Below are 14,976 nucleotides of genomic sequence, written 5' to 3' on the forward strand. Positions count from 1 at the left end.
GCGAAACCGTGTGATCTACCCATGGGCAGGTTGAAGCTGTAGTAACATACAGTGGAGGACCGAACGGATATACGTTGAAAAGTGTTCCGATGACCTGTGGGTAGGGGTGAAAGGCCAATCAAACTCGGAAATAGCTCGTACTCCCCGAAATGCATTTAGGTGCAGCGTTGATTTATAGTTTTATAGAGGTAGAGCTACTGATTGGATGCGGGGGCTTCACCGCCTACCAATTCCTGACAAACTCCGAATGCTATAAAATGTTAATCAGCAGTGAGGGCATGGGTGCTAAGGTCCATGTCCGAGAGGGAAAGAACCCAGACCATCAGCTAAGGTCCCAAAATATATGTTAAGTTGAACTAACGAGGTTGAACTGCTTTGACAGCTAGGATGTTGGCTTGGAAGCAGCCATTCATTTAAAGAGTGCGTAACAGCTCACTAGTCGAGCGGTTCGGCATGGATAATAATCGGGCATAAACATATTACCGAAGCTATGGGATAGAAATATCGGTAGGGGAGCATTGTAGTGTCGTCGAAGGTGTGATGTGAGTCATGCTGGAGAAGCTACAAAAGAAAATGTAGGCATAAGTAACGATAATGCGGGCGAGAAACCCGCACGCCGAAAGACTAAGGTTTCCTCAGCTATGCTAATCAGCTGAGGGTTAGTCGGGACCTAACGCGAACCCGAAAGGGGTAGTGGATGGACAACAGGTTAATATTCCTGTACCTGCTCTCATTAAAAGTGACGGAGGTGTAAATTTGGTGCGTACTGACGGAATAGTACGTTGAAGCGAGTAGTGATACCGCGATAGTACACTGAGACTTCGGTCAAGGTGATAATCCAGAAAAGCAACTTCCAAGAAAAGCAAGAGAAGCAGCCCGTACCCTAAACCGACACAGGTAGTTGGGATGAGAATTCTAAGGCGCTCGAGAGATTCATGGCTAAGGAATTAGGCAAAATAGACTCGTAACTTCGGGAGAAGAGTCGCCACCCTTCGGGGTGGCCGCAGTGAAAAGGTCCAGGCGACTGTTTATCAAAAACACAGGGCTATGCTAAATTGAAAGATGATGTATATGGCCTGACACCTGCCCGGTGCTGGAAGGTTAAGTGGAGGGTTTAGAAGTTTACTTCGAAGATCTCAAATGAAGCCCCAGTAAACGGCGGCCGTAACTATAACGGTCCTAAGGTAGCGAAATTCCTTGTCGGGTAAGTTCCGACCTGCACGAATGGTGCAACGATCTGGACACTGTCTCAGCCATGAGCTCGGTGAAATTGTAGTATCGGTGAAGATGCCGATTACCCGCTGTGGGACGAAAAGACCCCGTGCACCTTTACTATAGCTTAGTATTGGTTTTGGATAAGTAATGTGTAGGATAGGTGGGAGACTTTGAAGTGGCGTCGCTAGGCGTTGTGGAGTCATTGTTGAAATACCACCCTTTGCTTATCTAGAGTCTAACCTTCGTAGAAGGGACAGTGCTTGGTGGGTAGTTTGACTGGGGTGGTCGCCTCCAAAAGAGTAACGGAGGCTTCTAAAGGTTCCCTCAATACGGTTGGTAATCGTGTGTAGAGTGCAATGGCATAAGGGAGCTTGACTGAGAGACCTACAAGTCGATCAGGTACGAAAGTAGAGCATAGTGATCCGGTGGTTCCGCATGGAAGGGCCATCGCTCAAAGGATAAAAGGTACGCCGGGGATAACAGGCTGATCTCCCCCAAGAGCTCATATCGACGGGGGGGTTTGGCACCTCGATGTCGGCTCGTCACATCCTGGGGCTGGAGAAGGTCCCAAGGGTTGGGCTGTTCGCCCATTAAAGTGGCACGCGAGCTGGGTTCAGAACGTCGTGAGACAGTTCGGTCTCTATCTACAGTGGGCGTTAGAAATTTGAGTGGATCTGACTCTAGTACGAGAGGACCGAGTTGGACTAACCTCTGGTGTATCTGTTGTTCCGCCAGGAGCATTGCAGAGTAGCTACGTTGGGAAGGGATAAGCGCTGAAAGCATATAAGCGCGAAACCCACCACAAGATGAGATTTCTTTAAAGGGTCGTGGGAGATTACCACGTTGATAGGCTATAGGTGTAAAGGCAGTAATGTCATAGCCGAGTAGTACTAATAACCCATAGGCTTATTGTACGCCTGTTTTTTTACTAAGTTCAATATTATTACAACAATCATGTCTCTTATTTTCAATATGTTAAGATATTTGTTCATCTATAGGATGAACGCTGAAGACTAGACGCGAAAGCCGACAGTCAGCAGCTATAACTTAAGGTGGTTATAGCGATGGGGCTCACCTCTTACCATTCCGAACAGAGAAGTTAAGCCCATTAGCGCCGATGGTACTACATTTGTGGGAGAGTAGGTCGTTGCCTTTTTTAATCCTCAACATTTATTTGTTGAGGATTTTTTTTTGCGATATACTCAAATGCGAGAGGTGATTTTGGAAAAGTATCGGGCTTAAGGAATCTAATTGCCTTAATCAGGTAGTTTGCCTGTAAAGTTATCCGTTTTTATTGTATAGTAGTTTTTTTCCTAGACTTCCTGACTTTTTGTAGCTATATACAAAGCTTAAATTACTTTGTTACAGTTTTAAATAAGGGGATTATTATGTTTTTGTTATATTTTCTAGTTACGGGCTTCAAAGTATTAACATAATTTGCTGTTCTAGTACGGAATTAATATTTGTACTCTTGATCTCGTTTGTATATTGAGTTTTATAGATACATTTTTATAGTCTAAAGCTTGTAGGTACTAGATCTAATAGTGCAGATATGTGATAAATTAAAATTAAAGTAATTCTCATTCTTAATTTATAAGTACTATGTTCTATGTATTTTTAGTCTTAGCACTTTTTTTACGGATATTAATTGAAAATAAAGTAGAAAATAGACGTTGGCTAATAATTGCGGGAGCGATAGTAGTGGTTAGCTTTTGAAAAACTTCCATTTATGGTTTTACAAAACTAGTAACGGATAGCGCGGTTTTTAAATGGTTTTAATGTTTGTAATAGCCTTTTGGCTATTTTCTATTAGGCTTGTATTTAAAAACCCGCCCTAAATGTAGAACTTATTAGAAACAAAAAATCCCGTAAACTTAAGTTTCGGGATTTTTTTGTGGTACCTCCAGGAATCGAACCAGGGACACAAGGATTTTCAGTCCTTTGCTCTACCAACTGAGCTAAGGTACCTCGCCAAAGCGGTTGCAAATATATATGCAATTTTGTTATTCGCCAAGAGAAAAACGCAAAATTTTTATTTTTTTTAATTTATTTTTAAAATTGAGCGGTAACTTATTTGTTATTAATATTATAGAGGTTTTTAGTTATTTATTATTTGTGGTTTTGTAATTTTAGCGTTTTAATAAATTATGAATTTAATTATTGATGTAGGTAACTCTTACGTTAAATTGGCCGTTTTTAAAGATAGCGAACTTTTAGAAAAGCGTGTTGTTTTACTTAAGGCTGTAGAGGATGAAATTGATGTGTTAGCAAAACATTATCTGGACTTGGATAATGTTATTATTTCCTCGGTAGGGAATCTTGATAAATTAACTATTAAATCCATTTCTAAGCGCTTTAATGTGCTTTTTTTAGACTCTAACACCAAATTGCCTTTTAAGAATCTGTATAGCACGCCTAAAACTTTGGGTGTGGATAGGATAGCTTTGGTTTCTGGATCGATTAAACAGTTTTCTGAAAAGAACGTACTTATTATTGATGCGGGTACGTGTGTTACCTACGATTTTATAAATAGTAATAATGAGTATTTAGGTGGTGCTATTTCTCCTGGTATTAATATGCGTTATAAAGCTTTGAATAATTTTACGGCTAAATTACCGTTGTTAGATAAAGAAATGCCTAAAAATATTATTGGTAATTCTACCGAGGCCTCGATACATTCTGGTGTTGTTTTTGGGTTTTTAAAGGAAATTGAAGGTGTTATTAAATGTTATAAAATGAAATATTCTGATTTAACAGTAATTTTAACAGGAGGAGATGCTAAATTCTTGTCTAAGCAATTAAAAAGTAGCATATTTGCCAATCCTAATTTTCTTTTAGAGGGATTAGACTATATTTTACAATTTAACTCAAACGAATGATTAAAAAACTTGTATTAGTTTTTATTGCCATAGTAGCAATGAACAGTTATGGACAACAAGGAACAACATCTCCGTATTCCTATTACGGTATTGGTAGCTTAAAATTTAAAGGTACTGTAGAGAATAGAAGTATGGGAGGTTTGAGTATTTACAACGATAGTATACATGTTAACCTAAGAAACCCTGCATCTTATGCTAGTGATAACTTAGAACTATGGGATAACGAAAGTAGACCCGTTAAATTTGCTGTTGGTGGTGGCTACACAAGTTCTACTTTAGAAAGTAATACGAGTAGTGACGATGCCTCATCGACTACTTTTGATTATTTAGCAGTTAATATTCCTTTAGGTAAATTTGGTGTAGGTTTTGGTTTATTGCCTTATACATCGGTTGGTTATAAGCTAGAAGGTACAAATGAAGATGGTAATATTGATAACAGATTTGAAGGTGAAGGAGGTTTAAATAAAGCTTTTTTAGGATTTGGTTACCAAATAGCTAAAGGTATTAGTGTTGGAGTCGATTTTCAATATAACTTTGGGCATACTAAAAATAGTATAATCAATTATCAATATTCTGATGGGGTTCCTACACAGTATCAATCTAAAGAAAATAATAGGTCTGATTTAAGCGGTTTAAATGTTAATTTAGGATTGTCTTATAAAACTATGATAAGTAATGAATTAGAGTTTGTTTCTAGCGTTACTTATACACCAAAAAGCACTTTGGTATCTTTAAACGAGCGTTCAATATCTACGATTATTGTTGGTATACAAGGTCAAGAAAACGAACGAAATGTTATTAATTTAGATTTAAGTGAGGACGGCTTAGATGAAACGAAATTAGTTATGCCGTCTAAAGTTACGTTTGGTGGTGGTATTGGAAAGCCTAGAAATTGGTTTGTTGGTGCCGAAACTACCTTTTTAAAGACAGGTTCTTTTTCAAATGAACTATTTAATAATACAACTACTTATGAAGACGCGTATTCGTTTTCAATAGGAGGCTTTTATATTCCGCAGTATAATTCATTTAGAAGTTACTGGAAACGCGTTGTTTATAGGGCTGGTTTTAGAACAGAAGAAACAGGCTTAAAGATAAATGATGAATCTATTAAAGAGTTTGGCATATCTTTTGGAGTAGGTATACCAGTTGGAGATGTAAGATTATTTTCTAATGCGAATTTAGGATTTGAATTTGGCCAACGAGGAACAAAAAACAGTAATTTAATACAAGAGAATTTTATTAATTTACAATTAAGTTTATCTTTGAACGATAGATGGTTCCAGAAACGAAAGTATGATTAACACTACAAAATTTTTAACATGAAAACAAAAATTACATTACTATTAGCATTCCTATTTATAGGGTTAAACAATGGTTTTTCACAGCAAGATGAAGAATGTTTAACTAAGCTTTCTATATTCCACGAATATGTAAAAGCAAAGAATTATGATGCTGCTTACGAGCCTTGGATGGCAGTAAGAAACAAGTGCCCTCAATTTAACAACGCTATTTACGTTGATGGTGAAAAAATATTAGAAGATAAAATTGATAAAGCATCTGGAGCTGATAAAGTAGCCTTTATTAACGATCTTTTAAAACTTTGGGAACAAAAAGCAGAGCACTTTGCAAGTAAAACACCTAAAGGTGAGTATGCTGCACAAGCTGCTCAATTAATGTATGATAATAAAGATGTATTAGGTAAAAGTACAGAAGATTTGTACAACGCCTTTGATGCTGCTTACCAATTGGATAAAGCAACATTTACAAACCCTAAAAGTTTATATACGTATTTCTCTTTAATGGTAGATTTGTATGATGCTGGTAAAAAACCTGCAGCAGATTTATTTAACAAATATGACGATGTTGTAGATAAGGTTGAAGAAGAAGTTAAAAATTTTTCAGAAAAACTTAATAAGTTAATTGAGAAAGAAGATGCAGGAACTACATTAACTAAAAAAGAAGGAAAGTATAAAAGGTATTATGAGAGCTATTTGAAAAATTATGATTTGATTTCTGGTAATATTGATGCTAAGCTAGGTATTAGAGCAAATTGTGAAAACTTAATACCTTTATACAATAAAGATTATGAAGTTTATAGAACAGATCCTATTTGGTTAAAGCGTGCAGTAAGTAGAATGTACTATAAGGAATGTACTGATGACCCATTATACGAGAAATTGGTAAAGTCGTATGATGAAATAGATCCTTCTGCTGATACAAAATATTTTGTTGGAACTATTATGTTTAAAAAGGGTAAAGAAAATGAAGCTATTAGCTATTTTGAACAATCTTTTGATTTAGAAAACGACACGTTTAAAAAAGCAAAACTAGCAAATAGAATTGGGCTAATTCTTAAAAGAAAAGGAAGATATGGGCAAGCGAGAGGTTATTTTAGAAAAGCTTTAAAATTGAACCCGTCAAATGGTCGTCCATATTTGTCAATAGCAGCTATGTACGCAGCAAGTGCTAATAACTGTGGCGATACTAACTTCGATAAGAGAGCAGTATACTGGTTAGCAGCAAATGAGGCTCAAAGAGCAGCTAATGTAGACCCTACTTTAAGCAAAGCGGCATCTCAATCGGTAGCTAATTATAGAGCAAAAGCACCTCAAAAATCTGAAATATTTAGTTCAGGTAGAGCAGGTCAAACCATTAAAATTGGTTGTTGGATTGGTTCTTCTGTAACCGTACCAAGTATCTAATGAGAAAACGCATTTCATATAATATTTTTAACATAGTCACAATTTTTATTGTGACTATGTTTTTTTCATGTAATGATAGTTTTAAGCAAGTTCAAAAAATAGGAATTTCGGAAAATGAACCTATTGGAGTAGACCACAATGTTAACCTAAAATATACCGATTCTGGTAGGGTATCGGCAAATTTAATTAGCACTAAAGTATTGGATTATACGAATAGGGACTTTCCTTTTCGTCAGTTTACAGATGGTGTTACGCTTTATATTTACGATAAGGATAACAAAAAAAGTACTGTGCAAGCAGATAATGCCTTTGTTTACGATAATACTAATTTAATAGATATGCAGGATAATGTGGTTATTACAACGCACGATAATCAAGTATTAAAAACAGAACAATTATTCTACAATACAACCAAAGAATGGCTTTCCACCAATAAGCCTGTTAGTTTTAAAACCAAAACAGACTTAATAAACGGCAATGGTTTCGATTCTAACTCAGAATTCTCAAACGCCGAAGTGCTAGAGGTTACCGGTATTATTACCTTAGAAGATTAATTTCTACTAATTAAAAATTTCAATTCTCAATTTTAAGTATCTTTATACCCTAATTACAGATTGTAACACATGAAGTTTTCAAAAATTTTTCAATACGCTTATTTAGTTTTTGCTGTATTATTTATATATGATAGTATATCAAAATGGACTATTAATAGAAATGGCGCTTATATTTCACTTGGTTTAGCAGCATTAGCTATTTTTATGTATTTCTTTAGAAGAAAATTTGCAAAAAAAATTGAAGAAAATAATAACTCGAAGTAGATGAGCATTTATGTAATTATCATAATTGTTTCACTAATATTATCGGCTTTTTTTTCGGGTATGGAGATTGCCTATGTGTCTTCAAACAAAATCCATATTGAAATTGAAAAAAAGCAAGATGGAATACTTGCTAAAGCTTTAAGTAAACTAACCGTAAAGCCATCAAAGTTTATTACTACCATGTTAATTGGTAATAATATAGCCCTGGTTATATATGGCTTCTTTATGGGCGACTTGTTGGTAAACTGGTTCCAAACGCTATTACCAACGCCTTACACTTTTTTAGATTATCTGTTTACAGACTTAAGTTTACTTACCCAAACTATAATTTCAACATTTGTTATTTTAATAACAGCAGAGTTTCTTCCAAAAGTATTCTTTCAAATTTATGCCAATACTTTAATTAAAGCTTTGGCGGTTCCTGCCTATATATTTTATGTGTTGTTTTCTTTAATTTCAGATTTTGTTATCTGGATTTCCGACTTTGTATTAAAGGTATTCTTTAAAACCGAAGGTGATCAAATTCAACTCGCTTTTACTAAGGTAGAACTTGGTAATTATATTAGTGAGCAAATGGAATCTGTAGAAGAGCAAGATGAAGTAGACTCCGAAATACAAATTTTTCAAAATGCTTTAGAATTTTCAGAAGTTAAAGCGCGAGAAGTTATGGTTCCTAGAACCGAAATTATAGCGGTGGAAATATCTAACTCTGTAAAATCATTAAATGCCTTGTTTACCGAAACAGGAAGGACAAAGATTTTGGTTTATAAAGAAACCGTAGATGATATTTTAGGTTATGTACACTCTTTCGAATTATTTAAAAAAGGAAAGACCATTAAGTCTATGTTAACGCCAGTTGAGTTTGTGCCAGAAACTGTTTTAATTAAAGATGTGCTAAACGTGTTAACTAAAAAACGACGTAGTATTGCTGTTGTTTTAGATGAATATGGGGGAACTTCTGGTATTATGACGGTAGAGGATATTGTTGAAGAATTATTTGGTGAAATTGAAGATGAACATGATTCTGTTGTACTTATTGAAGAAGTGCTGGATAATGATACCTATAAGTTTTCTGCACGTTTGGAGGTCGATTATATTAATGAAACCTACAAAATTAATCTTCCTGAGAGCGAAAACTACGAAACACTTGGAGGGCTAATAGTTAATCATACCGAAGAAATTCCAACCCAAAACGATGTTGTAAATATTGACACGTTTCAGTTTTCTATTCTAGAGGTTTCCAATACTAAAATTGATATGGTAGAGGTTAAAATTTTACAAGAAGATTAGGTTAAACTTAAGAGTTAACAGGAGTAATAACCACCTTAGTATAATTATTCTAATTGTTCAATATAGGCATTAGTAATTAATTTTTGGTGTTATTTAAGCCAGTAACTTACAAGACCTTATACAGCACAAAGCAAACAACTTAACAAATAATAAATATCCCTTTTATTATTGAAATGAAAATGGTATTTTCGCGCACGATATTTTTGCCAATTTACAGCAATTCATATCAACTAAACAAGCAATTCCAACAACGGATTTTAAAAATTAGATTTACAAATGGCAGTTTTAAATAAGATAAGACAACGTTCACTATTCTTAATATTAATCATCGCATTAGCGTTATTTTCTTTTGTGTTAGCAGATTTGTTTAAAAACAGCGATGCTTTAACATCAAAGTCGCAAAACATTGTTGCAAATATTAATGGTAAGGATATTACTCGTGAAGGTTTCATGCAAAAAGTAGAGCAGTTACAAAGGCAAATGGGACCTAATGCTACAAGTACTCAGGTAATGAACCAAGTTTGGAACCAAGAGGTTAGAGAAGCTGTTATGCAAACGCAATTTGATGAGCTTGAAATTTCTGTTGAAAAAGATCAAATGAGAGATTTGCTTAAAACGTCTTTGGCAACAAACCAAAACTTTTTAAACGAAGCGGGTCTTTTTGATGAAAATAAAATGAACGAGTATATCGCAAATTTAAAAGAAACTTCGCCAGAAGGTTTTGCTGGTTGGGTTAATTATGAGCAACAAGTAGCCTCTAACGCATTGAGCCAAAACTATTTTAATATGGTTAAGGCAGGTTTATCCGGTACCCTTGCCGAAGGTAAATTAAACCATGAATTAGAAGGGAATAAAGTAGATCTTAGATATGTTCAAGTTAATTTCTCTACAATTCCAGATAGTACAATAGCTGTAACAAAATCTGATATTACAAGTTATATTAAAGAAAACAAGAATCAATACCAAGTTGAAGCTTCAAGAGATATCCGCTTTGTAGAGTTTAAGGAAATTGCATCTGTTGAAGATGAAAATTCTATTAAAGCAGAATTAAACACGTTTGTAAATGGTAGATTTGTTGATAGCCGAGGACGAAAAGATACTATTGTAGCTTTTTCTAAAGTTAAAGATAACGAGGCTTATATAAACTCTATAGCAGCATCAGATGTTAAGTTTGATGATCGTTTTGTGTTTAAATCTAGTTTACCAACAGAAGCTGCCGATGCTATTTACAGCCTAAACGAAGGTGAAGTTTATGGACCATACAAACATGATGGTGCTTTTAAAATAACTAAGGTTATAGCTGTAAAACAAATTCCAGATTCTGCAAAGGTAAGACACATTTTAATTCCTTTTAAAGGCGCACAAAGCGCAGGACCAGATGTTACAACATCTGAAGCTGATGCAAAAAAGACAGCAGATAGCTTATTAAGTATACTTAAAAGAAACCGTTCTAAATTCCCAGAATTTGTAAAAGAGTTTTCATCAGATCAAGGAAGTGTTGCTAAAGAAGGACGTTACGATTGGCACCCATACAATACTATGGTTCCTGAGTTTAATGATTTTGAGTTTGAAGGTAAAACAGGAGATTTAGGAGTTGTTAAAACAGTATTTGGATTTCATATAATTGAAGTTGAAGGACAGAAAAACAAAACCAAAGCTGTAAAAGTAGGAACTATTGCAAGAAAAATAGAACCATCTGAAACAACTACCGATAAAGTATTTAGAGATGCATCTAACTTCGAAATTAAAGCAGGTGAAGGTGACTTTGAAACTTTAGCAAACGAAAAGAATTATACTTTAAGACCAGTAAATGGTATTAAAGCATTGGATGAAAATATTCCTGGTGTTGGAAACCAAAGACCAATTGTACGTTGGGCTTTTGAAGAAGAGGCTAAAGTTGGAGATATTAAGCGTTTTAATGTAACAAATGGTTATGTAATTGCACAATTAGTAGCAAAACATGAAGCTGGTTTAATGAGTGCTGATGATGCTACTGCTACAGTATTACCAATTATAAGAAAGCAAAAGAAGGCTAAACTTATTAGAGAACGTGTTTCTGTAAATACGTTAGAAGATTTAGCAGCTGCTGAAAACACTAATGTAAGAACAGCAACTGGAGTAAACATGAAAAACCCAACAGTATCTGGAGCTGGAAGAGAGCCTATGCTAGTTGGAGCTGCGTTTGGATTAAAAGAAGGAGAAACTTCTGGTTTAATTGATGGAACTAATGGTGTGTATATGGTACAGGTTACCAAAATAACGCCAGCGGTTGCATTAGATAACTATCAAGCAGCTGCCAATAGAGTAGAGCAACAAAAGGCTAGTACAGTTACTACTAAGCTCTATAATGCTTTAAAAGCTGCTGCAGATATTGAAGATAACAGAGCTTCTAGTCAAATACAATAGAGCATAAAACATATACAAACAAAAAAGCCTCGGAAAACGAGGCTTTTTTGTTTGTATGAAATATGTGTGTTTTAGTTTTGTTATATGGCTATGGGCACTATTAACTGCTTTTTAAATTCGTTGGGTGTTACACCATATTTTTCTTTAAATATCTTCGAAAAATAACTTCTACTTGTAAAACCAATAGAGTAGACAATTTGAGTAATATTTAAATCTGTAGTAGTCATTAATTCTCTAGCAGCCTCTAATCTTACATGCCTAATATACTCGGTTACTGTTCGTGTATATAAAAATTTAAATCCATCTTGTAATTTGGCTTGCGATAAGCCCGAATTTGCAGATAATTGATCTAACGAGTAATCTTTTGCCGGACGTTTTAATATGGCTTGCCCAAGTTTTCTAACCGTAATTAGCTCACTCTTTATTAACGATGTTGGTAAGGGCACACCTTGTTGTAATTTGTTATGCTGTTGTATGTGTATCGATAAAATTTCGTAAATCTTAGCTTCAATTTTAAGGATTCTTAACATGCCTTTACCCTTTACGTTTCTCGTTTTCTTAACTAAATCTGCCATTTTTAGGTTTAACGTGCCGTAATGCGCAAATCTGTTATCATGATCGGTATCAACAAAAACTTCGTATAATTTTTTGTTTAGTGTAGAGACATTAGTGGTACGTTTTTTTAAGAAGTGTTTACGTACTATCTGTATGGAGTTAATATCTAACTTGGTGTCTTTAGGAAAATGGATGTAATTAACACCAACCGTTTTATTAGTAAAAATTAAGGTTTGATATTGCTCGATTTCCTCTTCTCTTTTATTTATACCAAATCTATGTTTAAAACTGCCATTAAGTGTATATATAAATCTAATAGGGTTGTACTCGCTAGCGTGCATTTTTAATATAACCTCGTCTTTAAATGTTATATTATAATCCATAAGGTTAACGCCCCAATCAAAAGGTATGTAGCGTATAGTACCTTCGGCAATCTCGTTATTAACATAAAGTGTATTCTCACTCCACTTTTCTTCAATATTTCCGCCAATTCGGCTTTGAATTTCTTCAAGAATCTCTTTCGAGTTTTCTGCCTTTATTTCTATTTCTATCATACAAAGTACTTGTTATGTTTATAAAAGAGTTTCTAAGTTAATATACGTATAGTTAATTTCTCCTAGATGTTCGTATACATTTTTTCCTTTCTTTAATTCGTCCCAATAAAGCTTATTGTCTAGCTCATTCATGTCGTATTGAGAGAATAAATTTTCAGAAATCAATAAATATTCATCTTTAGGAACTTTGTTTTTAAGCAGTCTATGGGCAATAATCACGTCTTCTCCCATAAGCTTTATATGTTTACCTATTTGTACGGTATCAATATCATTGCCATAATGTAGTATTATTTTTAATCCAAGAGTTTTAGGGATTTTATGGCTATCCTCATTTTTATCATGTGCCTCTTTTAAAATATTTAGTTGTTTGTAAAATTCTATGTAAAAATGGATGCATTGGTCGATAAGATTTTTTAATGAAGGCAATTTGCCTGGTCTATAAAACAATACCGCATCGCCTTCAATTTCCGAGACTTTTAAACCTATTTCGTTAGAATAAATTATGTTATTCAATAATGAAGGAATCACTTTAGAGCTTAAATCGGAATCTGTTTCACTCATAAATTGAGTAAAGCCACTAATGTCAGGAATACATATTAGCATGCTACCAGTTAGTTATGTTTTAAAATGGATAAAAAGAACTAAAGATAATGCTATTATATCATATTAAAACAACAAAACGATAAAGAATCAATAGCATTTCAGTTACTTTTTATATTGTTTGAACAAACCTAAATCAATACACTATTATAATTTTGAAGTATTAAAATAAGCTAAATATTAATTAAATACTTGCATTATGACCATATTTGAAGCCATTAGAAAAGATCACGATACGCAACGGGCCTTACTTAAAAAGCTAATTGCAACCTCGGGAGCATCTAAAGAAAGAAAGCAAACGTTTAATGCTATTAAAAATGAATTGGAAGTGCATGCTAATGCAGAAGAACGCCATTTTTACAAGCCGTTAATTAGTAGCGATATGATGCAAGAAAAGGCTAGACATGGTATAGCGGAACATCATGAGATTGATGAATTAATTGAGAAATTAGAAGAAACAGATTATGATTCTTCTGCTTGGTTAAAGTATGCTAAAGATTTAAAAGAGAAAGTAGAGCATCATTTAGAAGATGAAGAGCATACATTTTTTCAGTTGGCAGGAAAAGTGTTTTCGGAAACTAAAAAGAAAAGTTTAGCAAAAGATTATACTAATTATATGAATGAGAATTTATAAGATATTAAATGAATTAACAACTTAAGGTATTGAATTAATTTAAAATTTACCTATCCTATAAATTTGTAAAAGCAAAAGTAAGCATGTAATTGTTTTAACATGTGTTAGATGTAAACCAGTAGGCATCTTAAAAGTAAATTACTGTTAATATAAAACCCAATAAAATGAATACTTACACAGAAACAGTAGGCGAAAAACTAAACGATTTATTAGAAAAAACGTACGATGCGGAAAAAGGATTTAAAAAAGCCGCAGAGAATGTTGATAATACAGCATTAAAATCTTATTTCAAACAAAAAGCGCAAGAGCGTTATGATTTTGGGCACGAGTTAAAATCTGAGATAAAAACATTTAATCAAGATATAGATAAAGACGGCAGTATTACAGGATCTGCACATAGAGCGTGGATGGATGTAAAATCGTGGTTTTCTTTGGACAATGAAGAGTCTATGTTGGAAGAAGCTATAAGAGGAGAAAAGTCTGCAGTAAACGAGTATAATAATGTTATTAAAGAAACAAGTTTACCACTTAGCACTAAATCCATTCTGGAATCGCAAAAAAATAAAATAGAACACGGCTTGTCTAGAATAAAAACTCTAGAAGATATAAGCTAATAGGTTTTTTAAATTCGCAATTAAGTTAATATTTATTGTAAACGAGTTACATAATATTAAGGGATAAACTTAATTTTGAATTGATTGGTTAGTAGATTAGACCTTTGCATAAATGTTATTTGTGTGGAGGTCTTTTTTTTATGTTTACAACGTAAATGCAATAATACAGGTATAACCTTTATTTGAGTTAAAATCCAATTTGTATGAGTTAACAACGCCTGTGTAAGTGTTATATCTTTGTATTGTAGGGTTGAGAGTCAATCACTTACTAGAGTTTAATTTTTAAAACCTCATTATTATGTTACGTTGGACAATCACATTTATTATAATAGCATTAATTGCCGGATTCCTAGGATTTGGTGGAATAGCTGGAGCATCAGCTGGAATAGCAAAAATTTTATTTTTTATTTTTATAGTACTATTTGTACTATCACTATTAAAAGGTTTAATTAAAAAATAAAATCAAAATAGATTTAATTACTAATTTTTAAAACACTTTTATTATGAAGAACATAGCAAAAATATTTTTAGTATTATTTACCGTAGCAACGGTATTTACAGGATGTAGAGAAACAAAAGGCGAAAAAGTAGAAGACGCTGTTGAAGATGTAGCAGACGACGTTGGAGATGGTTTAGAAGATGCAGCCGATGAAGTTGAAGATGCTGTAGAATAATATAGTTTACAATTTGTAAAAAGAAAAAGAGCTTT

Annotated in this window: 13 protein-coding genes, 1 tRNA gene and 2 rRNA genes; 13 read left to right on the top strand and 3 right to left on the bottom strand. The window is 33.8% G+C overall.

All coding sequences use genetic code 11. From position 1 onward, the window contains the following. Together BMY96_RS08490 and rrf are read left to right on the top strand one after the other, a co-directional pair. Nucleotides 1-2,129: ribosomal RNA gene (locus tag BMY96_RS08490) — 23S ribosomal RNA — on the top strand; the annotation flags it as partial. A 134-nt stretch (nucleotides 2,130-2,263) separates the two neighbouring features. After that, nucleotides 2,264-2,371, top strand: a 5S ribosomal RNA gene (rrf, locus tag BMY96_RS08495). A gap of 739 nt (nucleotides 2,372-3,110) precedes the next feature. Here rrf and BMY96_RS08500 read toward each other — a convergent pair. Then, nucleotides 3,111-3,183 (bottom strand) — tRNA-Phe (locus BMY96_RS08500). A gap of 179 nt (nucleotides 3,184-3,362) precedes the next feature. Here BMY96_RS08500 and BMY96_RS08505 point away from each other — a divergent pair. The 7 genes from BMY96_RS08505 (at nucleotide 3,363) to BMY96_RS08535 (ending at nucleotide 11,310) form a co-directional block, all read left to right on the top strand. Continuing rightward, nucleotides 3,363-4,094, top strand: a complete 732-nt coding sequence (locus tag BMY96_RS08505) for a type III pantothenate kinase (RefSeq protein WP_092851314.1) — start codon at nucleotides 3,363-3,365, stop codon at nucleotides 4,092-4,094. Beyond that, nucleotides 4,091-5,395, top strand: coding sequence for a BamG family beta-barrel-assembly machinery protein (gene bamG / locus BMY96_RS08510; protein WP_092851315.1), 1,305 nt, complete (start codon nucleotides 4,091-4,093; stop codon nucleotides 5,393-5,395). The genes BMY96_RS08505 and bamG overlap by 4 nt, the downstream gene beginning before the upstream one ends. A gap of 18 nt (nucleotides 5,396-5,413) precedes the next feature. Further along, nucleotides 5,414-6,796, top strand: coding sequence for a tetratricopeptide repeat protein (locus BMY96_RS08515; protein WP_092851316.1), 1,383 nt, complete (start codon nucleotides 5,414-5,416; stop codon nucleotides 6,794-6,796). Next, nucleotides 6,796-7,350: an LPS export ABC transporter periplasmic protein LptC gene (gene lptC, locus BMY96_RS08520; RefSeq protein ID WP_092851318.1), complete on the top strand. Its 555-nt coding sequence runs from the start codon at nucleotides 6,796-6,798 to the stop codon at nucleotides 7,348-7,350. The genes BMY96_RS08515 and lptC overlap by 1 nt, the downstream gene beginning before the upstream one ends. 69 nt (nucleotides 7,351-7,419) lie before the next feature. After that, complete coding sequence (locus BMY96_RS08525) at nucleotides 7,420-7,614, top strand: hypothetical protein (protein ID WP_092851319.1); 195 nt, start codon at nucleotides 7,420-7,422, stop codon at nucleotides 7,612-7,614. Continuing rightward, nucleotides 7,615-8,904, top strand: coding sequence for a hemolysin family protein (locus BMY96_RS08530; protein WP_092851320.1), 1,290 nt, complete (start codon nucleotides 7,615-7,617; stop codon nucleotides 8,902-8,904). 276 nt (nucleotides 8,905-9,180) lie between these two features. After that, nucleotides 9,181-11,310, top strand: a complete 2,130-nt coding sequence (locus BMY96_RS08535) for a peptidylprolyl isomerase (protein WP_092851321.1) — start codon at nucleotides 9,181-9,183, stop codon at nucleotides 11,308-11,310. Nucleotides 11,311-11,390: 80 nt separating this feature from the next. On the opposite strand, the gene BMY96_RS08540 is transcribed toward BMY96_RS08535, so the two are convergent. Together BMY96_RS08540 and BMY96_RS08545 are read right to left on the bottom strand one after the other, a co-directional pair. Beyond that, nucleotides 11,391-12,419 (bottom strand): helix-turn-helix domain-containing protein, encoded by a 1,029-nt coding sequence (locus tag BMY96_RS08540; protein WP_092851323.1) that lies wholly within the window; start codon nucleotides 12,417-12,419, stop codon nucleotides 11,391-11,393. Nucleotides 12,420-12,437: 18 nt separating this feature from the next. Further along, on the bottom strand, nucleotides 12,438-12,980 hold the full coding sequence (locus tag BMY96_RS08545; RefSeq protein WP_245750573.1) for a DUF2652 domain-containing protein: 543 nt from the start codon (nucleotides 12,978-12,980) through the stop codon (nucleotides 12,438-12,440). Nucleotides 12,981-13,218: 238 nt separating this feature from the next. Between BMY96_RS08545 and BMY96_RS08550 the strand changes: the two genes are divergently transcribed. The 4 genes from BMY96_RS08550 to BMY96_RS15990 all read left to right on the top strand — a co-directional run bounded on the left by BMY96_RS08550 (nucleotide 13,219) and on the right by BMY96_RS15990 (nucleotide 14,941). Further along, entirely contained in the window at nucleotides 13,219-13,653 is a 435-nt protein-coding gene (locus tag BMY96_RS08550; protein WP_092851326.1) for a hemerythrin domain-containing protein, read from the top strand. A 164-nt stretch (nucleotides 13,654-13,817) separates the two neighbouring features. Next, the gene (locus BMY96_RS08555) at nucleotides 13,818-14,267 is read left to right on the top strand and encodes a ferritin-like domain-containing protein (RefSeq protein WP_092851328.1); all 450 of its coding nucleotides are present in this window, start codon (nucleotides 13,818-13,820) and stop codon (nucleotides 14,265-14,267) included. Nucleotides 14,268-14,565: 298 nt separating this feature from the next. After that, nucleotides 14,566-14,727, top strand: a complete 162-nt coding sequence (locus BMY96_RS08560) for a DUF1328 domain-containing protein (protein ID WP_092851330.1) — start codon at nucleotides 14,566-14,568, stop codon at nucleotides 14,725-14,727. Nucleotides 14,728-14,770: 43 nt separating this feature from the next. After that, nucleotides 14,771-14,941, top strand: coding sequence for a hypothetical protein (locus BMY96_RS15990; protein ID WP_175473542.1), 171 nt, complete (start codon nucleotides 14,771-14,773; stop codon nucleotides 14,939-14,941). The last annotated feature ends 35 nt before the right edge of the window (nucleotides 14,942-14,976 follow it).

The organism is Algibacter pectinivorans (assembly GCF_900112595.1).
Taxonomy (GTDB): Bacteria; Bacteroidota; Bacteroidia; order Flavobacteriales; family Flavobacteriaceae; genus Algibacter_B; species Algibacter_B pectinivorans.

What these genes read in the sequence shown, in the direction of transcription:
- BMY96_RS08505 (WP_092851314.1), top strand. Translation starts at nt 3,363, where the DNA reads ATGAATTTAATTATTGATGTAGGTAACTCTTACGTTAAATTGGCCGTT.
- bamG (WP_092851315.1), top strand. Translation starts at nt 4,091, where the DNA reads ATGATTAAAAAACTTGTATTAGTTTTTATTGCCATAGTAGCAATGAAC.
- BMY96_RS08515 (WP_092851316.1), top strand. Translation starts at nt 5,414, where the DNA reads ATGAAAACAAAAATTACATTACTATTAGCATTCCTATTTATAGGGTTA.
- lptC (WP_092851318.1), top strand. Translation starts at nt 6,796, where the DNA reads ATGAGAAAACGCATTTCATATAATATTTTTAACATAGTCACAATTTTT.
- BMY96_RS08525 (WP_092851319.1), top strand. Translation starts at nt 7,420, where the DNA reads ATGAAGTTTTCAAAAATTTTTCAATACGCTTATTTAGTTTTTGCTGTA.
- BMY96_RS08530 (WP_092851320.1), top strand. Translation starts at nt 7,615, where the DNA reads ATGAGCATTTATGTAATTATCATAATTGTTTCACTAATATTATCGGCT.
- BMY96_RS08535 (WP_092851321.1), top strand. Translation starts at nt 9,181, where the DNA reads ATGGCAGTTTTAAATAAGATAAGACAACGTTCACTATTCTTAATATTA.
- BMY96_RS08540 (WP_092851323.1), bottom strand. Translation starts at nt 12,419, where the DNA reads ATGATAGAAATAGAAATAAAGGCAGAAAACTCGAAAGAGATTCTTGAA.
- BMY96_RS08545 (WP_245750573.1), bottom strand. Translation starts at nt 12,980, where the DNA reads ATGAGTGAAACAGATTCCGATTTAAGCTCTAAAGTGATTCCTTCATTA.
- BMY96_RS08550 (WP_092851326.1), top strand. Translation starts at nt 13,219, where the DNA reads ATGACCATATTTGAAGCCATTAGAAAAGATCACGATACGCAACGGGCC.
- BMY96_RS08555 (WP_092851328.1), top strand. Translation starts at nt 13,818, where the DNA reads ATGAATACTTACACAGAAACAGTAGGCGAAAAACTAAACGATTTATTA.
- BMY96_RS08560 (WP_092851330.1), top strand. Translation starts at nt 14,566, where the DNA reads ATGTTACGTTGGACAATCACATTTATTATAATAGCATTAATTGCCGGA.
- BMY96_RS15990 (WP_175473542.1), top strand. Translation starts at nt 14,771, where the DNA reads ATGAAGAACATAGCAAAAATATTTTTAGTATTATTTACCGTAGCAACG.